Raw genomic sequence first — 18,040 nt, forward strand, 5'->3', positions numbered from 1 at the left:
CCCGCGCCCCGGCTTGTCGGCCGGGGCCCCCCCCGCCCGGGGGCGGGCGGCCCCCGCGCGCGGGCGTGCTCCGCCATCAAATCCTGCACCCCCCCCCCCACGACGGCGGGCACTGCCGGCGGGCCGGGCCCGCGCGGGACTCTGTGGTGGTGCGAACGACACCAGCAGAGGAGAGGACCGGGGCGATGGACACCGAGGTGGCCGCCTTCCGGGGCGTCGGCAAGAACTACGGGAAGGTGCGGGCCGTCGACGGCCTGGACCTCGTGCTGCGGCCGGGCGAGACCGTGGCGCTGCTCGGCCCGAACGGCGCCGGCAAGTCCAGCAGCCTGGACCTGCTGCTCGGCCTGCGCGAGCCGGACCGCGGCAGCGTCACCCTGTTCGGCGGCGCCCCGCGCGCGGCGATCGCGGCCGGCCGGGTCGGCGCGATGCTGCAGAGCGGCGGGCTGATGGCCGACGTCAAGGTGCGCGAACTGGTCACGCTGGCCTGTGACGTCCACCCGCGCGGCCGGGCCGTCCGGGAGGTGCTGGCCGACGCCGGGATCACCGACCTGGCCGAGCGGCGGGTCGACAAGCTCTCCGGTGGCCAGGAGCAGCGGGTGCGCTTCGCCCTGGCGATCGCCGGGGCCAACGACCTGATCGTGCTGGACGAGCCCACCACCGGCATGGACGTCTCCGTCCGCCAGTCCTTCTGGGCGAGCATGCGGACGCAGGCCGACGCCGGGCGCACGGTGCTGTTCGCCACCCACTACCTGGAGGAGGCGGACGCGATCGCCGACCGCGTCCTCGTGCTGCACCGGGGGCGCCTGATCGCCGACGGCTCGTCCGCCGAGATCAAGGCGAAGGCCGGGGCCCGCCGGATCACCTTCGAACTGCACGACGCGGACGCCCCGTTCGACGAATCGGCGCTGCGCGGCCTGCCGGGGGTGCTGGCCCTGGACGTCAGCGCCCGGGTCCCGGGGGTGCGGACGGTCCGGATCCGGACCGCGGACGCCGACGCGGGCGTCGCCGGTCTCTACCGGGCGGGTCTGTACCCGCGCGGCCTGGAGGTCACCGGCCTGGGCCTGGAACAGGCCTTCCTGACCATCACCGGCGAGCAGGACGCCGCCGGTACCGAGTTCGCGACGGAGGCCGTGCGATGACCACCCTGGTCCGGCTGGAGATCACCCGCACCCTGCGCAATCGGAGGTACCTGCTCTTCACGATCCTCTACCCGGCGCTGATGTACGTCTTCTTCGTCAACGCCTACGGCGACGCCGACCGGGCCGGCGGACTGCCGGTGAAGACCTACTTCATGGTCTCGATGGCCACCTTCGGCGCCGTCGGCTCGGTGCTGACCGGCAGCGCCCAGCGGATCTCGCTGGAGCGCGCGAGCGGCTGGACGCGGCAGCTGCGGCTGACCGCGCTGCCCGGCCGGGCGTACACCCTGGCGAAGGTCGCCGCCGGCGCGGTGACCACGCTGCCGGCGATCCTGGTGGTCTTCGCGGTCGGCGCCGCGCAGGGCGTGTCGCTGAGCGCCGGGCAGTGGGCCGGGCTGGCGGCCGCGCTCTGGCTGGGCAGCTTCGTCTTCGCGGCGCTCGGCGTGGCGTTCGGCTACGCGGCGGCGCCGGACTCGGTGCAGACCGTCGTGATGATCGCCTACATGGCGATGGCGCTGTTCGGCGGCACCTGGTTCCCGGTGAGCGGCACGCTGGAGAGCGTCGCCCGGTTCAACCCGGTGTACCTGTACAACCGGCTCGCCTCCTTCACGCAGCCCGGACACTCGCTGGACCTGGCCGCGGTGGCCGGTCTGGCCGGCTTCCTGGTGGTCTTCGTCGCGGCCGCGGCCGCGCTGTACCGCCGGGACACCCGGCGGGCATGATGACCTCCATGCACGACACGCCCCGCGCCCACCGGTCCGACGAGCAGCCGGACGCGGGGAGCGGGCGGGTGTCGTTCCGGAACGTCCCCGGCGCCCCGGTGGAGAACCGGCGCCAGCTGCTGGTCAAGGTCAGCTGGATGCTGCTCTGGATGGTCTACCTGCTCTACCCGGTGAGCGACCTGCTCAAGGGCGGGCACTCGCCGTCGGCGACGGTGGCCGGCTGGACCGCCCTGGTGGTCTTCGTCGGCTGTTACGTCGGTCTGGTGGTGCTCCGTTCGACGGCGGGCACGCGGCCGGCGGCCGGCCGGGTGGTGGTCGCGACGATGGTCCTGATCGCGATCGTCACCGCGTTCGGCCTCGGCACCGCGTGGCTCACGCTGTTCACCTACGCCTCGGTCGCGGTCGGGATCATCGCGCCGGCGCGCTTCGCGCTCGCCGGGGTCGCCGCGATGGCCGGGCTGACCGTCGTGGTCGGGCTGCTCAGCCACGCCGACGGGGGTGACATCCCGACCCTCGCGCTCACCGCCTTCCTCTCCGGGGCCGCCATGACCGGACTGCAGCGCCTGGTCGCGACCATGAAGGAACTGCGCGAGGCACGGGCCGCCGTCGCCCATCTGGCGGCCTCGGAGGAGCGGCTGCGGATGGCCCGGGACCTGCACGACCTGCTCGGCCACTCGCTGTCGCTGATCACCCTGAAGAGCGAGCTGGCCGGGCGCCTGATGGACGGCGGCAAGGACGAGGCGGCGCGGGCGCAGGTCGCCGACATCGAGGGGGTGGCCCGGCAGTCGCTGATCGACGTGCGGGAGGCGGTGAGCGGTTTCCGCCGCCCCACCCTGCCGGTCGAACTCGCCGCCGCCCGGACGGCGCTGGCGGCCGCGCAGGTCGGCCTGGAGGCGTCGCCGGAGCTGGTGGACGCCTGGCCGGGGCTGGCCACCGAGGAGGCGGGTGCGCTGGCCTGGGCGCTGCGCGAGGCGGTCACCAACATCGTCCGGCACGGCGAGGGCGCCACGCTCTGCAGGGTGCGGGCGGACGAGACGTGGGAGGGCGACGGCGAGCGGTTCGCCGTCCTGGAGATCTCCGACGACGGGGCCGGGCCCGGCAAGTCCGGTCCGGGCAACGGGCTCTCCGGTCTGGAGGAGCGACTGGCGCTGGTCGGCGGCCGGCTGGAGACCGGACCGGGCGACCGCGGCCGGGGCTTCCGGCTGCGCGCGCTGGTGCCACTGCGGACCGTCCCGGTCGCCTGAGGGCCCTCGCCGGGGCCACCGGCGTCAGAGCCCGGGGAGCTCCAGGACGAAGCGGGCGCCGCGCGGGGAGTGGGCGACCCGCAGGGTGCCACCGTGCCGGGTCGCGATGTCGGCCGCGATCGCCAGGCCGAGGCCGCTGCCGCCCGCGTCACGGCTGCGCGCCTCGTCGAGCCGGGTGAACGGTTCGAAGATCCGCGCGCGGTCCGCCATCGGGACCCCCGGCCCGTCGTCGCGGACCTCCAGGACGCAGCCGTGCGCCGTGCCCCTGGCGACCAGCACGATCTCCGACTCCGCGTGCCGCCGGGCGTTGTCCAGCAGGTTCCGGACCAGCCGGTGCAGCCGGATCCGGCTGCCGCGCACCGGCACCGGGTCGGGCGCCTCCACCCGCAGGGCGAGCCGGTCGCCGACGGCCGGGCGGTACTGGTCGGCGAGCTCGCCCACGACGGCCGCGAGGTCGACGGTGGTGTCCGCCCCGGCCGCCGCCGGGTGGGCGCCGCGGGCCAGGAACAGCAGGTCCTCGGTGAGGTGCTGGAGGCGCTCGACCGAGGTCAGCGCCTCCTGGGTGGCGGCCGGCCAGTCGGTGCGCTCGGGATGGGCCAGCGACACCTCCAGATTGGTGCGCAGCGCCGCGATCGGGCTGCGCAGCTCGTGCGAGGCGTCCGCGACGAACCGCTGCTGCTGGACGGCCGAGCGCTCCAGCCGGTCCAGGGTGGCGTTGGTGGTGGTCGCCATCCGGGCGATCTCGTCGCCGGACCTCGGCACCGGCACCCGGCGGTCCAGTCGGTGTTCGCCGATCGCGGCCAGTTCGGCGCGGATCGCCTCGACCGGCCGCAGGGCCCGGCCGGTCGCCACCCAGGCGATCAGCGCGACCAGCAGCGCGGCGGCCGGCACACCCGCCTGGAGCACCGGGTCGATGGTGCGCACGGCGGCCTCGGCGGCGAACGGCGTGGCCGGCACGTAGACGGTGACCGGGCCGAGCGGAGGGGAGCTGGGGCCGGTGACGTCTGACACCCGGAAGTACATCGCCCACGCGCCCATGGCGGTGAAGGCGCGCCCCGAGAAGCGGTTGGCGGCGGCCGGGCTCGCCGGGCCGACGCTGATCCGCTGCCCATGGGACGCCCAGTCCTCGGCGGCGTGTTCCGGGGCCGCCGGCGGCGGCGGGCCGGTCAGCCGCTGGGTGGTGAGCGGACCGCCGAGGGCGAACACCCGGCCGTCCTTGTCGAGGGCGACGTACGGCACCAGGTCGCCGGCGGCCGGTGCCTGGCCGTGGGCGAGACTGCGGCTGATCTCCCGGGCCTGGTGCTGTGCCTCCGCCTCGGCGACGGCGAACTGCGCCCGGTACATGTGGTCGCGCAGCCACCAGGCGCCGCCGCCGAGCAGCAGGGCCGCCGCCAGACCGGCCGCGAGCGAGGTGCGGACCCGGACGGAGAGCCGTTCGAGCACGCTCACGGCTCCAGCCGGTAGCCCGCACCGCGCACGGTGGTGATGGACCGCAGGCCGAACGGGGTGTCCACCTTGCGGCGCAGCATGCTGATGTACACCTCGACGATGGACTCCTCGCCGTCGAAGGCGATGTCCCAGACCTCGTCGACGATCCGGCGCTTGGACAGCACCTCGCCCGGGTGTTCGGCGAGGCACCGCAGGACGGCGAACTCGCGCTCGGTGAGGGTGATCTCGGCGTCGCCGCGGCCGCAGCGGCGGGCGGCCGGGTCCATCCAGAGGCCGCCGACCCGCAGCAGCGCGCCGGGGGCGGCACTGCGGCGCAGCAGGGCGCGCAGCCGGGCGAGGAAGACCAGGTAGGAGAACGGTTTGACGAGGTAGTCGTCGGCGCCGGTGTCCAGCCCCTCGGCCTCGTCGTACTCGCCGTCCTTCGCGGTCAGCATCAGGATCGGCGTGGTGCTGCCGCCCTCGCGCAGGGCCTCGCACACCTTGTAGCCGTTGAGGCCGGGCAGCATGATGTCGAGCACGATCGCCCGGTACGCGTGCCGCTGTGCCAGCCGGAGGCCGGTGAGGCCGTCCGGGGCGAGGTCGACGGTGTAGCCCTCGGCCTCCAGCCCGCGCCGGACGGCGGCGGCCACTTGGGGGTCGTCCTCCACCACCAGGATCTCCATGCGGACCAGGACGTCAGCGGGGCCCGGACGGTTGCTTAAAGGATCTTCAGCTTTCTCAGCCTCGCTTCAGGCGCCCGGGCGCATGCTCTCGCCGTTCGCCGGCGCTCCAGTCCGGCGCCCGACGCGAGAGGGGTGCGCCGATGACTGTCGTCGTCCCGGAGGGCGTGGCCGCCGGCCCCGCGGACACCGGACCGCTGCGGCTGGTGTCGATACCGGCGGCGGAGCATGCCGCCTGGGCCGCCGCGCACGGCGGTGTGAGCTTTCTGCAGTGCCCGTCCTGGGGCCGGGTGAAGGAGGGGTGGCGGTCCGAGAGCCTGGCCTGGACGGGGGCCGAGGGGCGGACGGTCGGGGCCGCGCTGGTGCTGTACCGGGAGGTCCCGGGGCTCGGCCGCAGCTTCGCCTACCTGCCCGAGGGGCCGGTGATCGACTGGGCCGCGCCGGACCTGGGGCGGTGGCTGGCGCCGCTGGCCGCCGCGCTGCGCTCGCGCGGCGTGTTCACGGTGCGGATCGGGCCGCCGCCGGCCCTGCGGGTCTGGGAGGCGGGGACGATTCGGGCGGCGGTGCGCGCCGGCGCGGTCCGGCAGCTGCGGGACGTCCTGCCGGACGTGGTCGACCCGGTCGGCGCGATGGCCGCGGAGCGGCTCCGGGCGCTCGGCTGGGTGCCGTCGGCACGGGACACCCAGCCCCGGTACACCTTCCGCCTGCCGCTCGCCGGGCGTGAACTCGGTTCGGTCTGGGACGGGTTGAGCGCCGAGTGGCGGCGCAACGTCCGCCGGGCGCGCGGCGCCGGGGTGGAGGTCGTCGAGGGCTCGGCCGAGGATCTGGAGTCCTTCTTCGCGCTGCTGCGGGAGACCGAGCGGCGGGGCGGCTTCGACCTCGGCCGCGGACTCGCCTACTACCGGCGGCAGTTCGCCGAGCTGAACGCCGAACGGCCGGGCCGGATGCGGTTGTTCCTGGCCAGGCACCGGGGTGAGGTGCTGGCCGCGCACACCTTCGTCACGGTCGGCCGGGGCGCCTGGTACCTGACCGGCGGCTCGGCCTCGGCGGGGCGCGAGGTCCGCCCCAGCAACGCCCTGCAGTGGGCGCTGATCCAGACCGCGCACGGGCTGGGCGCCGACGAGTACGACCTGCGGGGCGTCCAGCCCTCGCTGGACCCGGACGGCCCCGACTACGGGCTGCTGCGCTGGAAGCTCGGTACCGGCGGCCGGGTGGTGGAGGGCTCGGGGGAGTGGGAGCTGGCCCTGAACCGGCCGCTGCACCTGGCGTTCCGCCGCTATCTGGCCCGGCGGCAGGGGTGAGTCGTTTCAGGACAACTGGCGCCGAGAACACAGTAGTCGGTGCCTCGCTGCGGAAGGGGTCGCCGATGGAGCGCTCCGGTCGCCGCAGGCCCCGCCGCCGGCTGCCCGCGAGTCTGGTGATGGCCGGCGGGACGATCGTGTCCCGCGCCACCGGGTTCGTCCGCGCCGCGCTGGTCGTCGCCGTCCTCGGCGCCGGGGTGTCGGCCGACGGGTACAACGTGGCCAACACCGTGCCCAACATCCTCTTCGTGCTGCTGATCGGCGGCACGCTGAACACCGCGCTGGTGCCGCACCTGGTGCGGTCGGCCCGGGAGTCCGAGGACGGCGGCGCGGCGCACATCAACCGGCTGGTCACGCTGCTCGTGACGGTCCTGGTGGTGATCACGGCCGTGGTGGTGCCGGCGGCGCCGTGGATCGTCCGGGCCTACACCTCCTACCGCGGCGAGCAGTTGGACCGGACGGTGCTGCTGGCCTACCTCTGTCTGCCGCAGGTCTTCTTCTACGGCCTGTTCACCGTGCTCGGTCAGGTGCTCAACGCGCGGCAGCGGTTCGCGCCGATGGCCTGGGCACCGGTGCTCAACAACCTGGTGGTGATCGCGGTCTTCGGGGCGATGCCCGGCAGCGGGGCACTGACCGACACCCAGCTGATGCTGCTGGGCGCCGGGACGACGCTCGGCGTGGTGGCGCAGAGCGCCGCCCTGCTGCCCTGCCTGCGGGCCGCCGGCGTACGGCTGCGCCCGCGCTGGGACTGGCGGGCGGCCGGCCTCGGTGATCCGGTGCGCGCCGCCGGCTGGACCCTGCTGCTGGTGCTGACCGACCAGGCGGGCTACTGGGTGGTGACGCGGCTCTCCACGGCGGTCGGCGAGCAGGCCGCGGCGGCGGGAGTGCCGGGCGGCGCCGGCTACACCGCCTACAGCAGCGCCTACCTGCTGTGGATCGTGCCGCACGGCGTGATGACGGTGTCCCTGGTGACGGCCGTCCTGCCGGGCATGAGCGCGGCGGCGGCCGCCGCGGAGCTGTCGGTGGTGCGCGGGCTCGCCTCCCGGGCGCTGCGCACGGTGGCCGTGGTCACCGTGCCGGCCGCTTGCGGACTCGCCGTACTGGCGCCACAGTTGGCGACGGTCGCGTTCGGGCACGGCCGAGCCGGGGAGGCGGATGTGCGGGCCATCGGGTGGATGCTGACGGCCTTCGCGCCCGGACTGGTGCTGTACTCGGCGGCGTACGCGCTCACCCGGGTCTTCTACGCGCTGCGGGACAGCCGGACGCCGTTCCTGCTCAACCTCCTGCCGGTCACGGCGGCCGCCGCCGGCTCGCTGCTCTGCTACCACTGCCTGCCGCCGCGCTGGGCGGTGACCGGGATGGCCGCCTGCTACGGCGGATCGTTCCTGCTGGCGGCGGCGGGCGCGGGGCTGCTGCTGCGCCGCCGGCTCGGCGGGCTGGACGCCCGGCGGGTGGTGGTGACGCACACCAAGCTGCTCGCGGCGGCCCTGCCGGCCGGTGCGGCGGCCTGGGCGGCGGCGCACGCGGTCGACCGGGCGTGGGCGGGGCTGGCGCTGGGCGGGGTCGCGCTGGGCGTGGTGTTCCTGCTGCTCGCCCGGCTGCTGCGGGTGGCGGAACTGGACGTCCTGACGGCCCGGCTGCGCCGGCGCTGAGCGCGGCGGCGCCGGACGGTCCCGACCGCCCGGCGGTACGTCCTCCGGCGCCCCCGGAGGACGTACCGCCGACACCGCCGCGCCCGTGGGCCCTAGGGTCGACCGCATGAGTGAGATGCGAAGCGACGGTGCCCCGTCCGTCCGCGTGCTGTTGGCGGAGGACCAGGGGATGGTCCGGGAGGCGCTGGCCGCGCTGCTCGGGCTGGAGGGGGACATCGACGTGGTGGCCCAGGTGGGGCGCGGCGACGAGGTGGTGGACGCGGCGATCGCCCACGACGTGCAGGTCGCGGTGCTGGACATCGAGATGCCGGGGATGACCGGGATCGAGGCGGCGGCGCTGCTGCGCCAGGCCCGGCCGCGGACCAAGGTGGTCATCGCGACCACCTTCGGCCGTCCCGGCTACCTGCGCCGGGCGATGGAGGCGGGCGCGGACGCCTTCCTGGTGAAGGACGCCCCGGCGGCCGAGCTGGCGGAGGCGATCCGCCGGGTGCTGCGCGGCGAGCGGGTGATCGACCCGGTGCTGGCCGCCGCCGCGCTCGCGGAGGGGGCCAACCCGCTGACGGCCCGCGAGCGCGACGTCCTGGCGGCCGCGGCGGACGGTTCGGTGAACGCCGACATCGCCCGGCGGCTGCACCTGTCCGAGGGGACGGTGCGCAACTACCTGTCGATGGCGATCCAGAAGACCGCGGCCCGCAACCGGGCCGAGGCGGTCCGGATCGCCCACGAGAAGGGCTGGCTGTAGCGGCGGGGCCGTGGTGCCGGGCCCGGCGCGGCTCAGTTGAGCCGGTGCCGGGCCGCCCGGGCCTCCTGACGGACCTTCGACGCGGTGTCCGGGTCGAAGGCGTCCAGGATCTCCGCGTACGCGTTCATCTCGGTCGAGCCGCCGAGGAAGTCACCGGTCCGCACCAGCAGTTCCGCGCGTTCCAGCCGGAGCTGGGCCGGGTGGCGGGGCAGCAGCAGGGCGAGTTCGGTGGCCCAGAGCTGGGTCCGGGCGTGCTCGGGGCGTTCGGCGGCCCAGGAGCGGATGTTGCCGAGCACCCGCAGCACGGTGTCCAGCGGTTGGGCCGGGGTGAGCAGTTCGGGCGAGAACGGGTGTCCGGTGGCCCGGACCAGGTCGGCCGCGTCCTCCAGGTCGAGCAGCCGCCCGCCGTGGAACGGGTCGGCCAGGACGTAGTCGTCACCCCCGCCCGGGCCGCCGACCGCGACGATGAAGTGGCCCGGCAGCGCGATCCCGTGCACCGGCACCCCGGCCCGCCGGCCGACCGCCGTCCAGACCAGCGCGAGCATGATCGGCAGTCCGCGCCGGCGCCGCAGCACGTCGGGCAGCAGCGAGGACTCCAGCCGCCGGTAGTCGGACCGCCGCCCGTGGAACCGCTCCCGCCCGCCGAGCACGGCGGCCAGCAGCGCGGCCGTCTCCTCCGGGCCGGCCGGGGCCCGTTCGGCGACGGCGAGCCGGACGGCGGCGGCGTGCCGCTCCAGCGCCGCCTCGCAGGCGGCCAGCAGGGCGTCCAGGGTGGGTGGGTCCCGGGGGTCGTCCGGGTCCAGGACGGGGTTGTGTTCGGCGGCCGCGAGCAGACAGAGCAGCACCGGATCGGGGTGCTCGGCCCGGGCCTCGGTCCGGAAGCGTGCTCTGCTCTGCTCGGTCACGGTGGCGGCGACGGCTTTCATACGGGCGGACAGACAGGCGGGACAGACGGGGCGGTACAGACGGACGGACAGGCGGGACGGACGGACGGGTACTGCCAGGCGGTACTGCCGGGTGTGACGGGCGTGGAATCGAACGGTCGGACCGGCGGGCATGCCGGCCCGCCCGTCCTACCCCTGGGGCAGACGTGCGTAGTGGTAAGTGTGACTGGTCGTGAAGCCAAGTCCGTCATAGAGCGCGATCGCACCGTCGTTCTCCGCCTCGACCTGGAGGTAGGCGGCGGTCGCGCCCTCCTCGGCGGCGCGGGCGGCGAGCACCGCCATCACCGCGGTGGCCAGCCCCGCGCGGCGGGCGTCCGGGGCGACCTCGATCGCGCCGAAGCAGGCCCACGGACCGTCGATGACGCAGCGTCCGACGGCCGTCGGCGGCCCGCCCGGCGCGCCCGGCACGGTGGCGAACCAGACCGAGGGACCGCCGTGGATCACTCGTCGGGCCGCCTCCTCCACCGCCGGGTCGCCGCTCACCCGCCGGTACCGGGACATCCACTCCGCGCCGGCGGTCCGGGCGAGCCGCACCCGGCCGTGGCCGGAGCCGAGCCGGGCGAGCGGTGCCAGTGCCGCGACCCGCACCAGGGTCGGCGAGTACGCCGCTCCGAGCCGGTCCAGCTCGTCGCGCAGTTCCGCGGGCGAGCCGGGCGTGCTGACCTCCACCCAGGCGGGCAGCCCGCGCGCCGCGTACCAGTCCCGCACCGCGGTGAGCGCCTCGGCCGTCGGCAGGCCGGGGTCGCCGAGCGCCTGGACCGAGTTGGCCCGCCGGGTGAAGCCGGCGGAGGCACGCAGCGTCCACTCACCGAGCGGTTGCTGTTCGACGGCGGGCCAGCCGCGCGCCGCGATCCGCTGGAGCTCCAGGGGCGAGGCGACGGGCAGTGCCGCCCGCCGGGCCGGGAACAGCGGCACCACCTTGCCCGCGACCAGCCGGTTCTCCGCGAAGGTGACCGGATCGCCGCTCCGGGGGACGACGGTCAGTTCACGATCGTCCCAGGATGTGAGCACGCCGATCACATCGCGGAATACCGGCCTGTCGTCCACGAACTCCGCGACACGCCGAACTGACACTCGTAGTCCCACGTCAGAGCGATCTATCCGGACCTCCGGACGGTTCTGGACCGGCCCGTCAGCCGCCATCTGGGCACCTCCTGTGCATTTGCGGTCTCCGACCCGCGATACTAGGGGCGGGCATCGACGACGCCGCGCTCACCCGCGCACGCGAGCAAACCGAATGGGCCGCCGAGCCCTTCCGAGGAGGAACGACAGCGTGACCTACGTCATCGCGCAGCCTTGTGTCGACGTCAAGGACAAGGCCTGCATCGAAGAGTGCCCGGTTGACTGCATCTACGAGGGCGAGCGATCGCTCTACATCCACCCGGATGAGTGTGTCGACTGCGGCGCTTGCGAGCCGGTCTGCCCGGTCGAGGCGATCTTCTACGAGGACGACACTCCGGAGGAGTGGAAGGACTACTACAAGGCGAACGTCGAGTTCTTCGACGACCTCGGTTCGCCCGGTGGCGCCTCGAAGCTCGGCCTGATCGAGCGCGACCACCCCTTCATCGCCGCTCTGCCGCCGCAGAACACCGACGAGCACTGAACGATCGGTGGCAACTGAGCTGTGAGTACCAAGAACAGCACGCCCGCGCCGTTCCCGGGTCACCCGGGGGCGGCGCGCCGCGTTTCCGATCTCCTGCCGGTCTTCCCCTGGGACAAGCTGGAGCCGTACAAGAAGACCGCGCTGGCGCACCCCGGCGGGCTCTGCGACTTCTCGGTGGGCACCCCGGTCGACCCGGTCCCCGAGGTGATCCAGAAGGCGCTGGCCGAGGCCGGCGACGCCCCCGGGTACCCGACGGTCTGGGGCCCGTTGGAGCTGCGCGAGGCGATCGCCGGCTGGCTGCGCCGCCGGGTCGGCGCCGAGATCGGCCCGCAGGCCGTCCTGCCCACCGTCGGCTCCAAGGAGCTGGTGGCCTGGCTGCCGACCCAGCTCGGCCTCGGCCCCGGTGACCAGGTGGCCTACCCGCGCCTGGCGTACCCGACCTACGAGGTGGGCGCGCGGCTCTGCGGCGCGGAGCCTGTCGAGTACGACTCGGTGGACGAGCTGGACGGCTCGCGGGTGCGCCTGCTCTGGGTCAACTCGCCGTCCAACCCGACCGGGCGGGTGCTCGGTGCCGACGAGCTGCGCCGCGCGGTCGAGTGGGCCCGCGAGCACCGGGCCCTGCTGGTCAGCGACGAGTGCTACCTGGAGCTGGGCTGGGAGGCCGAGCCGGTCTCCGTCCTGCACCCGGACGTCTGCGGGGGCGACCACGAGGGCCTGCTGGCCGTCCAGTCGCTCTCCAAGCGCTCCAACCTGGCCGGCTACCGCGCCTCCTTCGTGGCAGGCGACCCGGTGGTGGTCAAGGAGCTGCTGGGGGTGCGCAAGCACAGCGGGATGATCGTGCCGGCCCCCGTCCAGGCGGCGGTCGTCGCCGCGCTCGCGGACGACGCGCACGTGGCCGAGCAGCGCGGGCGCTACGCGGCCCGGCGGGCGGCGCTGCGCGCGGCACTGGAGGCGTACGGCTTCCGGGTGGAGCACTCGGAGGCGAGCCTGTACCTGTGGGCGACCCAGGACCGGCCGTGCTGGGAGACGGTGGCCGAACTGGCCGAGCTGGGCATCCTCGCGGCGCCCGGCGACTTCTACGGGCCGGCGGGCGCGGCGTTCGTCCGGGTCGCGTTCACCGCGACCGACGAGCGGGTCGCGGCGGCCGTGGAACGGCTGAACGCGGCGCGCTGAGGACAGTGCGAAGGGGCCGGTGTTCCGAGGAGGAACACCGGCCCCTTCGGTGTCGTACGGGGCCTACGGCCGGCCGGCGCGGACTACAGCGGCAGGCCGCCGAGGCCGCCGCCGCCGATCCCGCCGAGCAGGCCGGTGATCGGGCCGAGGCCGGCCAGCGGGGAGTTCGGGCCGAGGTCGGCGCCGCCCAGGCGGTTGGCCGAGCCGTGCTCGGCCAGGCCCAGCACGTCCGCGCCGGGCAGCGCGGAGGTGGCGTCGGCCGGCAGCGCGCGGCTCAGGGCGGACAGCGGGAGCGCGTCGGTCACGGCGTTGGCACCGGGGACGGCGCCGCTGAGCGCGCCCGCGCCCGGCAGGCCCTGGGTCAGGCCGGCGGTCTGCGAGAGCCCGCCGACCGGGTTGGCGCCGGCTCCGGCGCTGCGGCCGGTCGCGCCGGGGCCGCCGGTGACGGCCTCGCCGAGCTTGCCGGCCAGCGCGGCGGCGACCTTCGGGGTGACGGCGGAGAGCTGGCCGGTGGTGGCCGCGGTCTTGTCGACCGGGGCGGTCAGCGAGCCGGCCTTCTCGTTCGCCTCGGGCAGCTGGTGGGCGACGATGTTGCCGGTGGCGTCGGCGGTGGCCGGGACGCCCGCGGCGACGGTGGCGGCGCCGGTGTCCCCGGCGGCCTGGCCCAGCTCGTGGGTGGTGTGCTGCAGGGTGGATCCCGCGTCGGTGTTGGTCAGCTGGCCCAGCGGCGCGGCCAGGTCGGACTTGGGCAGCAGCGCGTCGGCGGCGGACGCGGTGCCGGCGGCGACCAGCGGGGTCGCGCCGGCCGCCACGAGCAGCGCGGCCTGGGCGATCCGGCGCTTGAGGGAGTGAGACATGGGGCTCCTCGAAGGGGTCTTGGGTCCGTCCTGTCCGCCGGGCGGACGACGTTCTTACCGCTTGAGAAGCCAGAAGGTTTCGGCTGGTGCAAGGAAACGGTCTTACCGACGATCCGATCGTCGGCCCGGCCCCGGCGGGTGGCGGGCGGTCCGGCCGGGGGCGCGGAGGCGGTGCGGGCCAAGGGAAGTGACGGTTCCGCGTCGCCGCCCCGGCGCCGGCCGGAGCGTCCAGCCGGGTTGACCGGAATCACTCCTTCGGCGGCAACCCGGACACCAGTGCGTCAGCCCGCCGGACGGCCCGTCCGACCACTCGCGCGCCCGGTGTCCGCAGGCGGCCCCGCGGCGTCCTCGGCGAGGCCTCGGCGGGCCTTGCGCGGGCCTTGCGCGGGGTTGCCTCAGGCCTTGCCGACCGGTGCGACCGAGACCAGCACCAGCTTGGTCGAGGTGCCGGTCGGCTGCGGCTTCCACCCGTTCTCGGAGTTGGACCTGCGCCAGATCTTCCCGTCGTAGGCGACCGTCTCGATGCCCAGTTGCTGGGCCTGCGCCACCGCCCAGTGCGCCACCTCCCAGCCGTTCTGCCGCTCGGTGTCCGGGCCCGCGTCGGTGCTGGCCGCCGGGTCCGGGGTCAGCGAGACGGCGTTCTCGGCGCCCTTGACGGTCGAGACGTAGCCGGCCGCCGGCGTCACCGTCCGGCCGAACTCGCGGCGCACCCGGTCGGTCAGCGCCTGCGTCCGGTCCGGCCGGGGGGCCGGTGCGGCCGAGGGCGCGGCCGAGCCGGTGCCGTCCGCCGTGGCGTCGTCCTCCGCCGATTCGGGGGCGGCGAAGTCGTGCACCACGCAGTTCAGCGCGCCGGCCTCGCGGCCGGTCAGGGCCGAGGCGAGCAGCGTCGCCTTGGTCTCGTGCTTGGCGTACGCCTGCGGGTAGCCGCTCTTCTGCACCTGCTGCGCCGCGTCGGTCAGCGGCAGCCGGGTGTAGCCGGGGACCTTGATCAGGCCGTCCAGGAACTTGTTGGTCGCGTAGACCGGGTCCATGATCTGCTGCACGGTGCCCCAGCCCTGCGACGGCCGCTGCTGGAACAGGCCGACCGAGTCCCGGTCGCCGCCCGCCAGGTTGCGGATCTTGGACTCCTGCATCGCCGTCGCCAGCGAGATGGTCACCGCCCGGTCCGGCAGCCCGCGCGAGTGCGCCACGGCGGCGATCGTCGCGGCGTTGGCCACCTGCGGGATCTCCAAGGTGCCCTCGCCCGAGGGGGTCTTCACCGAACAGCCCTCGGGGGTCAGTTTCGTGTCGCGCAGCCAGTACAGGCCCACCGCGACCACCACGAGCGCCAGCAGGACGATCAGCACCGCGCGCAACGGCCCGCGCCGCCGCCGGGGCGCCGTGTCGCTGCCCTGACCGCCGCTCCTCTTCCTGCCCACCGACGCCCCTCTCCACCTGCTCCTGATCGGACACCGTACCCACTCGGACGGATGTGCGGCGCCACCGGTTGCGCTCCGCGGCGTGGGACGGCCGGTCGCCCGCGACTAGGCTGAAGGACCATGAGCAGCTCTGAGACGCCCCTGGACCTCACTCTCGACGGTGGTGCGCTGACCGCACGGCTGGTCGACTTCCCTTCGGTCAGCGGCGACGAGCAGGCGCTCGCCGACGCCGTGGAAGCGGCGCTGCGGGCCTACCCGCACCTGACCGTGGACCGCTACGGCAACAACGTGGTCGCCCGCACCGGTCTGGGCCGTGCCGAGCGCGTCCTGCTCGCCGGCCACCTGGACACCGTGCCGATCGCCGACAACGTGCCGTCCTACGTCGAGGGCGACCTGCTCTACGGGTGCGGCACCTCGGACATGAAGTCCGGGGTGGCCGTCCAGCTCCGGCTGGCCGCCGGCCTGACCGAGCCCAACCGGGACCTCACCTTCGTCTTCTACGACTGCGAGGAGGTGGAGGCGAACCGCAACGGCCTCGGCCACCTCGCCGCGCGGCACCCGGACTGGCTGGCCGCCGACTTCGCCGTGCTGATGGAGCCCAGCGGGGCCACCGTGGAGGGCGGCTGCCAGGGCACCATGCGGGTCCAGATCCGGCTGACCGGGGTGCGCTCGCACGCGGCCCGCAGCTGGCTCGGCGACAACGCCATCCACCACGCCGCCGAGGTCCTCGGGCGGCTCGCCGCCTACCGCCCGCGCCGGGTCGAGATCGACGGTCTGGAGTACCGCGAGGGCCTCAACGCCGTCCGGATCGACGGCGGGGTGGCCGGCAACGTCATCCCCGACGAGTGCGTGGTGACGGTCAACTTCCGCTTCGCGCCGGACCGGGACGAGGCGGAGGCCGAGAAGCACCTGCGCGAGGTCTTCGACGGCTTCGAGGTGACCGTCACCGACTCCGCCCCCGGCGCCCTGCCCGGCCTCGACCAGCCCGCCGCCCGGGCCTTCCTGGCCGCCACCGGCGGCGTCGCCCGGGCCAAGTTCGGCTGGACCGACGTGGCCCGGTTCAGCGCGTTCGGCATCCCCGCGGTCAACTACGGCCCGGGCGACCCGAACATGGCGCACAAGCGGGACGAGCACTGCTCGCTCAGCGCCATCGCCGAGACCGAGGAGCGGCTGCGCGCCTGGCTGACCGACTGAGCCGCCCCGGCCGGTCCGCTCGGCGCTCGGGCCGCCCGGACCGGCCGGCCGGTGGTCGAACGCCATCTTCCGGTTGCCCAACCGACCTTTCACCGTTGCCTGAAAACCGGGATCGGCGGGCGTAGGGTTTCGTCATGACAGGCACTGGAGACGAAAAGCACTACGGACACGGACCCGAGCAGGTGGGCGAGCCGCGCCCGAAGAAGGCGTGGCCCGAGAAGCAGAAGGGCCCGGTGCTGGTGCGCCGGGACCAGGTCGGCACCAGCACGACGGACCAGCGCCTGCTGGACACCACCGGCCCGACGGACTGGCTGCACACCGACCCGTGGCGCGTGCTGCGGATCACCTCGGAGTTCGTCGAGGGCTTCGGCGCGCTGGCCGAACTCCCGGCCGCGATCAGCGTCTTCGGCTCCGCCCGGACCCCGGTCGACTCCCCCGAGTACGCGGCGGGCGTGGCGATCGGCCGGGCGCTGGCGGAGGCCGGCTACGCGGTGATCACCGGCGGCGGCCCGGGCGCGATGGAGGCGGCCAACCGCGGCGCCTCGGACGCCGGCGGCCTGAGCGTGGGGCTCGGCATCGAGCTGCCCTTCGAGCAGGGGCTCAACGAGTTCGTCGACCTCGGGCTCAACTTCCGCTACTTCTTCGTCCGCAAGACGATGTTCGTGAAGTACGCGCAGGGCTTCGTGGTGCTGCCCGGCGGCCTCGGCACGCTGGACGAGCTGTTCGAGGCGCTGACCCTGGTGCAGACGAAGAAGGTCACCCGCTTCCCGGTGATCCTGTTCGGCAGCGAGTACTGGGGCGGCCTCTACGAGTGGTTGAAGAACACCCTCGTCGCGCAGGGCAAGGCGGCCCCGCACGACCTGGAGCTGTTCCACATCACCGACGACATCGACGAGGTCATGAAGATCCTCGCCGACGCCCGGCGCCCCGCGAACGAGATCTAGCGCGAACGAGATCTAGCGCGAACGAGATCTGGCGCGAACGAGATCTGGCGCGGGCGGGATCCGGCGGGCGGGGGCCGGCCCGGACGGGGTCCGCCGCCGGCCCGTCCGTCCGTCCTCCGGAGGCGGCCCGGGCCCCGGGCGGGCCGGCCGTCAGGCCAGCCCGCGGCGGGCCACCGCCGGGGGGCGGGTGCCCCGGATCGAGGCCACCATGTCCAGCACCTGCCGGGTCTCGGCGACCTGGTGCGCCCGGTAGATCCGCGCGCCCAGCCAGGCCGACACCGCCGTGGTCGCCAGGGTGCCGAGCAGCCGCTCGTTCACCGGCTTGTCCAGCGTCTCGCCGACGAAGTCCTTGTTGGAGAGCGAGACCAGCACCGGGAAGCCGGTCGCGGTCATCTCGGGCAGCCGACGGGTGGCCTCCAGCGAGTGCCGGGTGTTCTTGCCGAAGTCGTGCCCCGGGTCGATGATCACCGCGTCCCGCCGCACACCCAGGCCGACCGCCCGCTCGGCCAGCCCGACGGTCACCCGCAGGATGTCCGCCATCACGTCCGGGTAGCCGACCCGGTGCGGCCGGGTCCGCGGCTCGGCGCCGCCCGCGTGGGTGCAGACCAGACCGACGTCGTACCGGGCGGCCACCTCGGCCAGCTTCGGGTCGACCCCGCCCCAGGCGTCGTTCAGCAGGTCCGCGCCGACCTCGCAGACCGCCTCGCCGACCTCGTGCCGCCAGGTGTCCACGCTGATCACGGCCTCCGGGTGGCGCTTGCGCAGCTCCGCCACGAACGGCACGGTGCGCCGCAGTTCCTCCTCGACGGTGACCTCGTCGCCCGGTCCGGCCTTCACCCCGCCGATGTCCAGGATCGCGGCGCCCTCGGCCACCGCGCGGTCGGCGGCGGCGAACGCGGCCTCGTCCGCGAAGGTGGCGCCCTTGTCGAAGAACGAGTCCGGGGTGCGGTTGACGATGGCCATGATCACCAGCTCGTCGTCACCGAATTCCCGTGGTCCCAG

At 74.7% G+C, this 18,040-nt stretch carries 17 protein-coding genes; 10 read left to right on the forward strand and 7 right to left on the reverse strand.

Annotated features, from left to right (window positions below; translation table 11 throughout):
- Nucleotides 1-185: 185 nt before the first annotated feature.
- Genes ACFXHB_RS24105 through ACFXHB_RS24115 form a run of 3 tightly spaced genes read left to right on the forward strand, consistent with a single transcriptional unit; the run spans nt 186 to nt 3,102 of the window.
- Nucleotides 186-1,139, forward strand: coding sequence for an ABC transporter ATP-binding protein (locus ACFXHB_RS24105; protein ID WP_380576674.1), 954 nt, complete (start codon nt 186-188; stop codon nt 1,137-1,139).
- Nucleotides 1,136-1,858: an ABC transporter permease gene (locus ACFXHB_RS24110; RefSeq protein ID WP_380576675.1), complete on the forward strand. Its 723-nt coding sequence runs from the start codon at nt 1,136-1,138 to the stop codon at nt 1,856-1,858. The genes ACFXHB_RS24105 and ACFXHB_RS24110 overlap by 4 nt, the downstream gene beginning before the upstream one ends.
- An 8-nt stretch (nt 1,859-1,866) precedes the next feature.
- Nucleotides 1,867-3,102 (forward strand): sensor histidine kinase, encoded by a 1,236-nt coding sequence (locus ACFXHB_RS24115; protein ID WP_380576676.1) that lies wholly within the window; start codon nt 1,867-1,869, stop codon nt 3,100-3,102.
- A 24-nt stretch (nt 3,103-3,126) separates the two neighbouring features.
- On the opposite strand, the gene ACFXHB_RS24120 is transcribed toward ACFXHB_RS24115, so the two are convergent.
- Together ACFXHB_RS24120 and ACFXHB_RS24125 are read right to left on the reverse strand one after the other, a co-directional pair.
- On the reverse strand, nt 3,127-4,551 hold the full coding sequence (locus ACFXHB_RS24120; RefSeq protein ID WP_380576677.1) for a sensor histidine kinase: 1,425 nt from the start codon (nt 4,549-4,551) through the stop codon (nt 3,127-3,129).
- On the reverse strand, nt 4,548-5,213 hold the full coding sequence (locus ACFXHB_RS24125) for a response regulator (protein WP_380576678.1): 666 nt from the start codon (nt 5,211-5,213) through the stop codon (nt 4,548-4,550). The genes ACFXHB_RS24120 and ACFXHB_RS24125 overlap by 4 nt, the downstream gene beginning before the upstream one ends.
- Before the next feature lie 140 nt (nt 5,214-5,353).
- On the opposite strand from ACFXHB_RS24125, the gene ACFXHB_RS24130 reads away from it, so the two are divergent.
- The 3 genes from ACFXHB_RS24130 (at nt 5,354) to ACFXHB_RS24140 (ending at nt 8,905) form a co-directional block, all read left to right on the forward strand.
- Entirely contained in the window at nt 5,354-6,511 is a 1,158-nt protein-coding gene (locus ACFXHB_RS24130; RefSeq protein WP_380576679.1) for a lipid II:glycine glycyltransferase FemX, read from the forward strand.
- 65 nt (nt 6,512-6,576) lie between these two features.
- Nucleotides 6,577-8,163 carry a murein biosynthesis integral membrane protein MurJ gene (murJ, locus tag ACFXHB_RS24135; protein WP_380576680.1) on the forward strand — a complete coding sequence of 529 codons (1,587 nt, stop codon included), beginning with the start codon at nt 6,577-6,579 and terminating at the stop codon, nt 8,161-8,163.
- A 115-nt stretch (nt 8,164-8,278) separates the two neighbouring features.
- Nucleotides 8,279-8,905, forward strand: a complete 627-nt coding sequence (locus ACFXHB_RS24140) for a response regulator (RefSeq protein ID WP_380576706.1) — start codon at nt 8,279-8,281, stop codon at nt 8,903-8,905.
- 32 nt (nt 8,906-8,937) lie between these two features.
- On the opposite strand, the gene ACFXHB_RS24145 is transcribed toward ACFXHB_RS24140, so the two are convergent.
- Together ACFXHB_RS24145 and ACFXHB_RS24150 are read right to left on the reverse strand one after the other, a co-directional pair.
- Complete coding sequence (locus ACFXHB_RS24145; protein WP_380576681.1) at nt 8,938-9,831, reverse strand: transglutaminase family protein; 894 nt, start codon at nt 9,829-9,831, stop codon at nt 8,938-8,940.
- A gap of 147 nt (nt 9,832-9,978) precedes the next feature.
- Nucleotides 9,979-10,860 carry a GNAT family N-acetyltransferase gene (locus ACFXHB_RS24150; protein ID WP_380576682.1) on the reverse strand — a complete coding sequence of 294 codons (882 nt, stop codon included), beginning with the start codon at nt 10,858-10,860 and terminating at the stop codon, nt 9,979-9,981.
- Nucleotides 10,861-11,122: 262 nt separating this feature from the next.
- On the opposite strand from ACFXHB_RS24150, the gene fdxA reads away from it, so the two are divergent.
- Together fdxA and dapC are read left to right on the forward strand one after the other, a co-directional pair.
- Entirely contained in the window at nt 11,123-11,452 is a 330-nt protein-coding gene (gene fdxA / locus ACFXHB_RS24155) for a ferredoxin (protein ID WP_329489462.1), read from the forward strand.
- Nucleotides 11,453-11,473: 21 nt separating this feature from the next.
- Complete coding sequence (gene dapC, locus ACFXHB_RS24160; RefSeq protein ID WP_380576683.1) at nt 11,474-12,625, forward strand: succinyldiaminopimelate transaminase; 1,152 nt, start codon at nt 11,474-11,476, stop codon at nt 12,623-12,625.
- Between the two features lie 83 nt (nt 12,626-12,708).
- Here the strand turns inward: dapC and ACFXHB_RS24165 are convergent, their stop codons facing one another.
- Nucleotides 12,709-13,482: a hypothetical protein gene (locus ACFXHB_RS24165; RefSeq protein ID WP_380576684.1), complete on the reverse strand. Its 774-nt coding sequence runs from the start codon at nt 13,480-13,482 to the stop codon at nt 12,709-12,711.
- A 395-nt stretch (nt 13,483-13,877) separates the two neighbouring features.
- On the reverse strand, nt 13,878-14,900 hold the full coding sequence (locus ACFXHB_RS24170) for a hypothetical protein (protein ID WP_380576685.1): 1,023 nt from the start codon (nt 14,898-14,900) through the stop codon (nt 13,878-13,880).
- 120 nt (nt 14,901-15,020) lie between these two features.
- On the opposite strand from ACFXHB_RS24170, the gene dapE reads away from it, so the two are divergent.
- Both dapE and ACFXHB_RS24180 read left to right on the forward strand, forming a co-directional pair.
- Complete coding sequence (gene dapE, locus ACFXHB_RS24175; protein WP_380576686.1) at nt 15,021-16,094, forward strand: succinyl-diaminopimelate desuccinylase; 1,074 nt, start codon at nt 15,021-15,023, stop codon at nt 16,092-16,094.
- Between the two features lie 134 nt (nt 16,095-16,228).
- Nucleotides 16,229-17,038: a TIGR00730 family Rossman fold protein gene (locus tag ACFXHB_RS24180; protein ID WP_380576687.1), complete on the forward strand. Its 810-nt coding sequence runs from the start codon at nt 16,229-16,231 to the stop codon at nt 17,036-17,038.
- Nucleotides 17,039-17,188: 150 nt separating this feature from the next.
- Here the strand turns inward: ACFXHB_RS24180 and folP are convergent, their stop codons facing one another.
- Nucleotides 17,189-18,001 (reverse strand): dihydropteroate synthase, encoded by an 813-nt coding sequence (gene folP / locus ACFXHB_RS24185; RefSeq protein WP_380576707.1) that lies wholly within the window; start codon nt 17,999-18,001, stop codon nt 17,189-17,191.
- Nucleotides 18,002-18,040 lie beyond the last annotated feature (39 nt).

It is taken from the genome of Kitasatospora sp. NPDC059327 (assembly GCF_042752535.1).
GTDB lineage: Bacteria > Actinomycetota > Actinomycetes > Streptomycetales > Streptomycetaceae > Kitasatospora.

What these genes read in the sequence shown, in the direction of transcription:
- ACFXHB_RS24105 (WP_380576674.1), top strand. Translation starts at nt 186, where the DNA reads ATGGACACCGAGGTGGCCGCCTTCCGGGGCGTCGGCAAGAACTACGGG.
- ACFXHB_RS24110 (WP_380576675.1), top strand. Translation starts at nt 1,136, where the DNA reads ATGACCACCCTGGTCCGGCTGGAGATCACCCGCACCCTGCGCAATCGG.
- ACFXHB_RS24115 (WP_380576676.1), top strand. Translation starts at nt 1,867, where the DNA reads ATGCACGACACGCCCCGCGCCCACCGGTCCGACGAGCAGCCGGACGCG.
- ACFXHB_RS24125 (WP_380576678.1), bottom strand. Translation starts at nt 5,213, where the DNA reads ATGGAGATCCTGGTGGTGGAGGACGACCCCCAAGTGGCCGCCGCCGTC.
- ACFXHB_RS24130 (WP_380576679.1), top strand. Translation starts at nt 5,354, where the DNA reads ATGACTGTCGTCGTCCCGGAGGGCGTGGCCGCCGGCCCCGCGGACACC.
- murJ (WP_380576680.1), top strand. Translation starts at nt 6,577, where the DNA reads ATGGAGCGCTCCGGTCGCCGCAGGCCCCGCCGCCGGCTGCCCGCGAGT.
- ACFXHB_RS24140 (WP_380576706.1), top strand. Translation starts at nt 8,279, where the DNA reads ATGCGAAGCGACGGTGCCCCGTCCGTCCGCGTGCTGTTGGCGGAGGAC.
- ACFXHB_RS24145 (WP_380576681.1), bottom strand. Translation starts at nt 9,831, where the DNA reads ATGAAAGCCGTCGCCGCCACCGTGACCGAGCAGAGCAGAGCACGCTTC.
- ACFXHB_RS24165 (WP_380576684.1), bottom strand. Translation starts at nt 13,482, where the DNA reads ATGTCTCACTCCCTCAAGCGCCGGATCGCCCAGGCCGCGCTGCTCGTG.
- dapE (WP_380576686.1), top strand. Translation starts at nt 15,021, where the DNA reads ATGAGCAGCTCTGAGACGCCCCTGGACCTCACTCTCGACGGTGGTGCG.
- ACFXHB_RS24180 (WP_380576687.1), top strand. Translation starts at nt 16,229, where the DNA reads ATGACAGGCACTGGAGACGAAAAGCACTACGGACACGGACCCGAGCAG.
- folP (WP_380576707.1), bottom strand. Translation starts at nt 18,001, where the DNA reads ATGGCCATCGTCAACCGCACCCCGGACTCGTTCTTCGACAAGGGCGCC.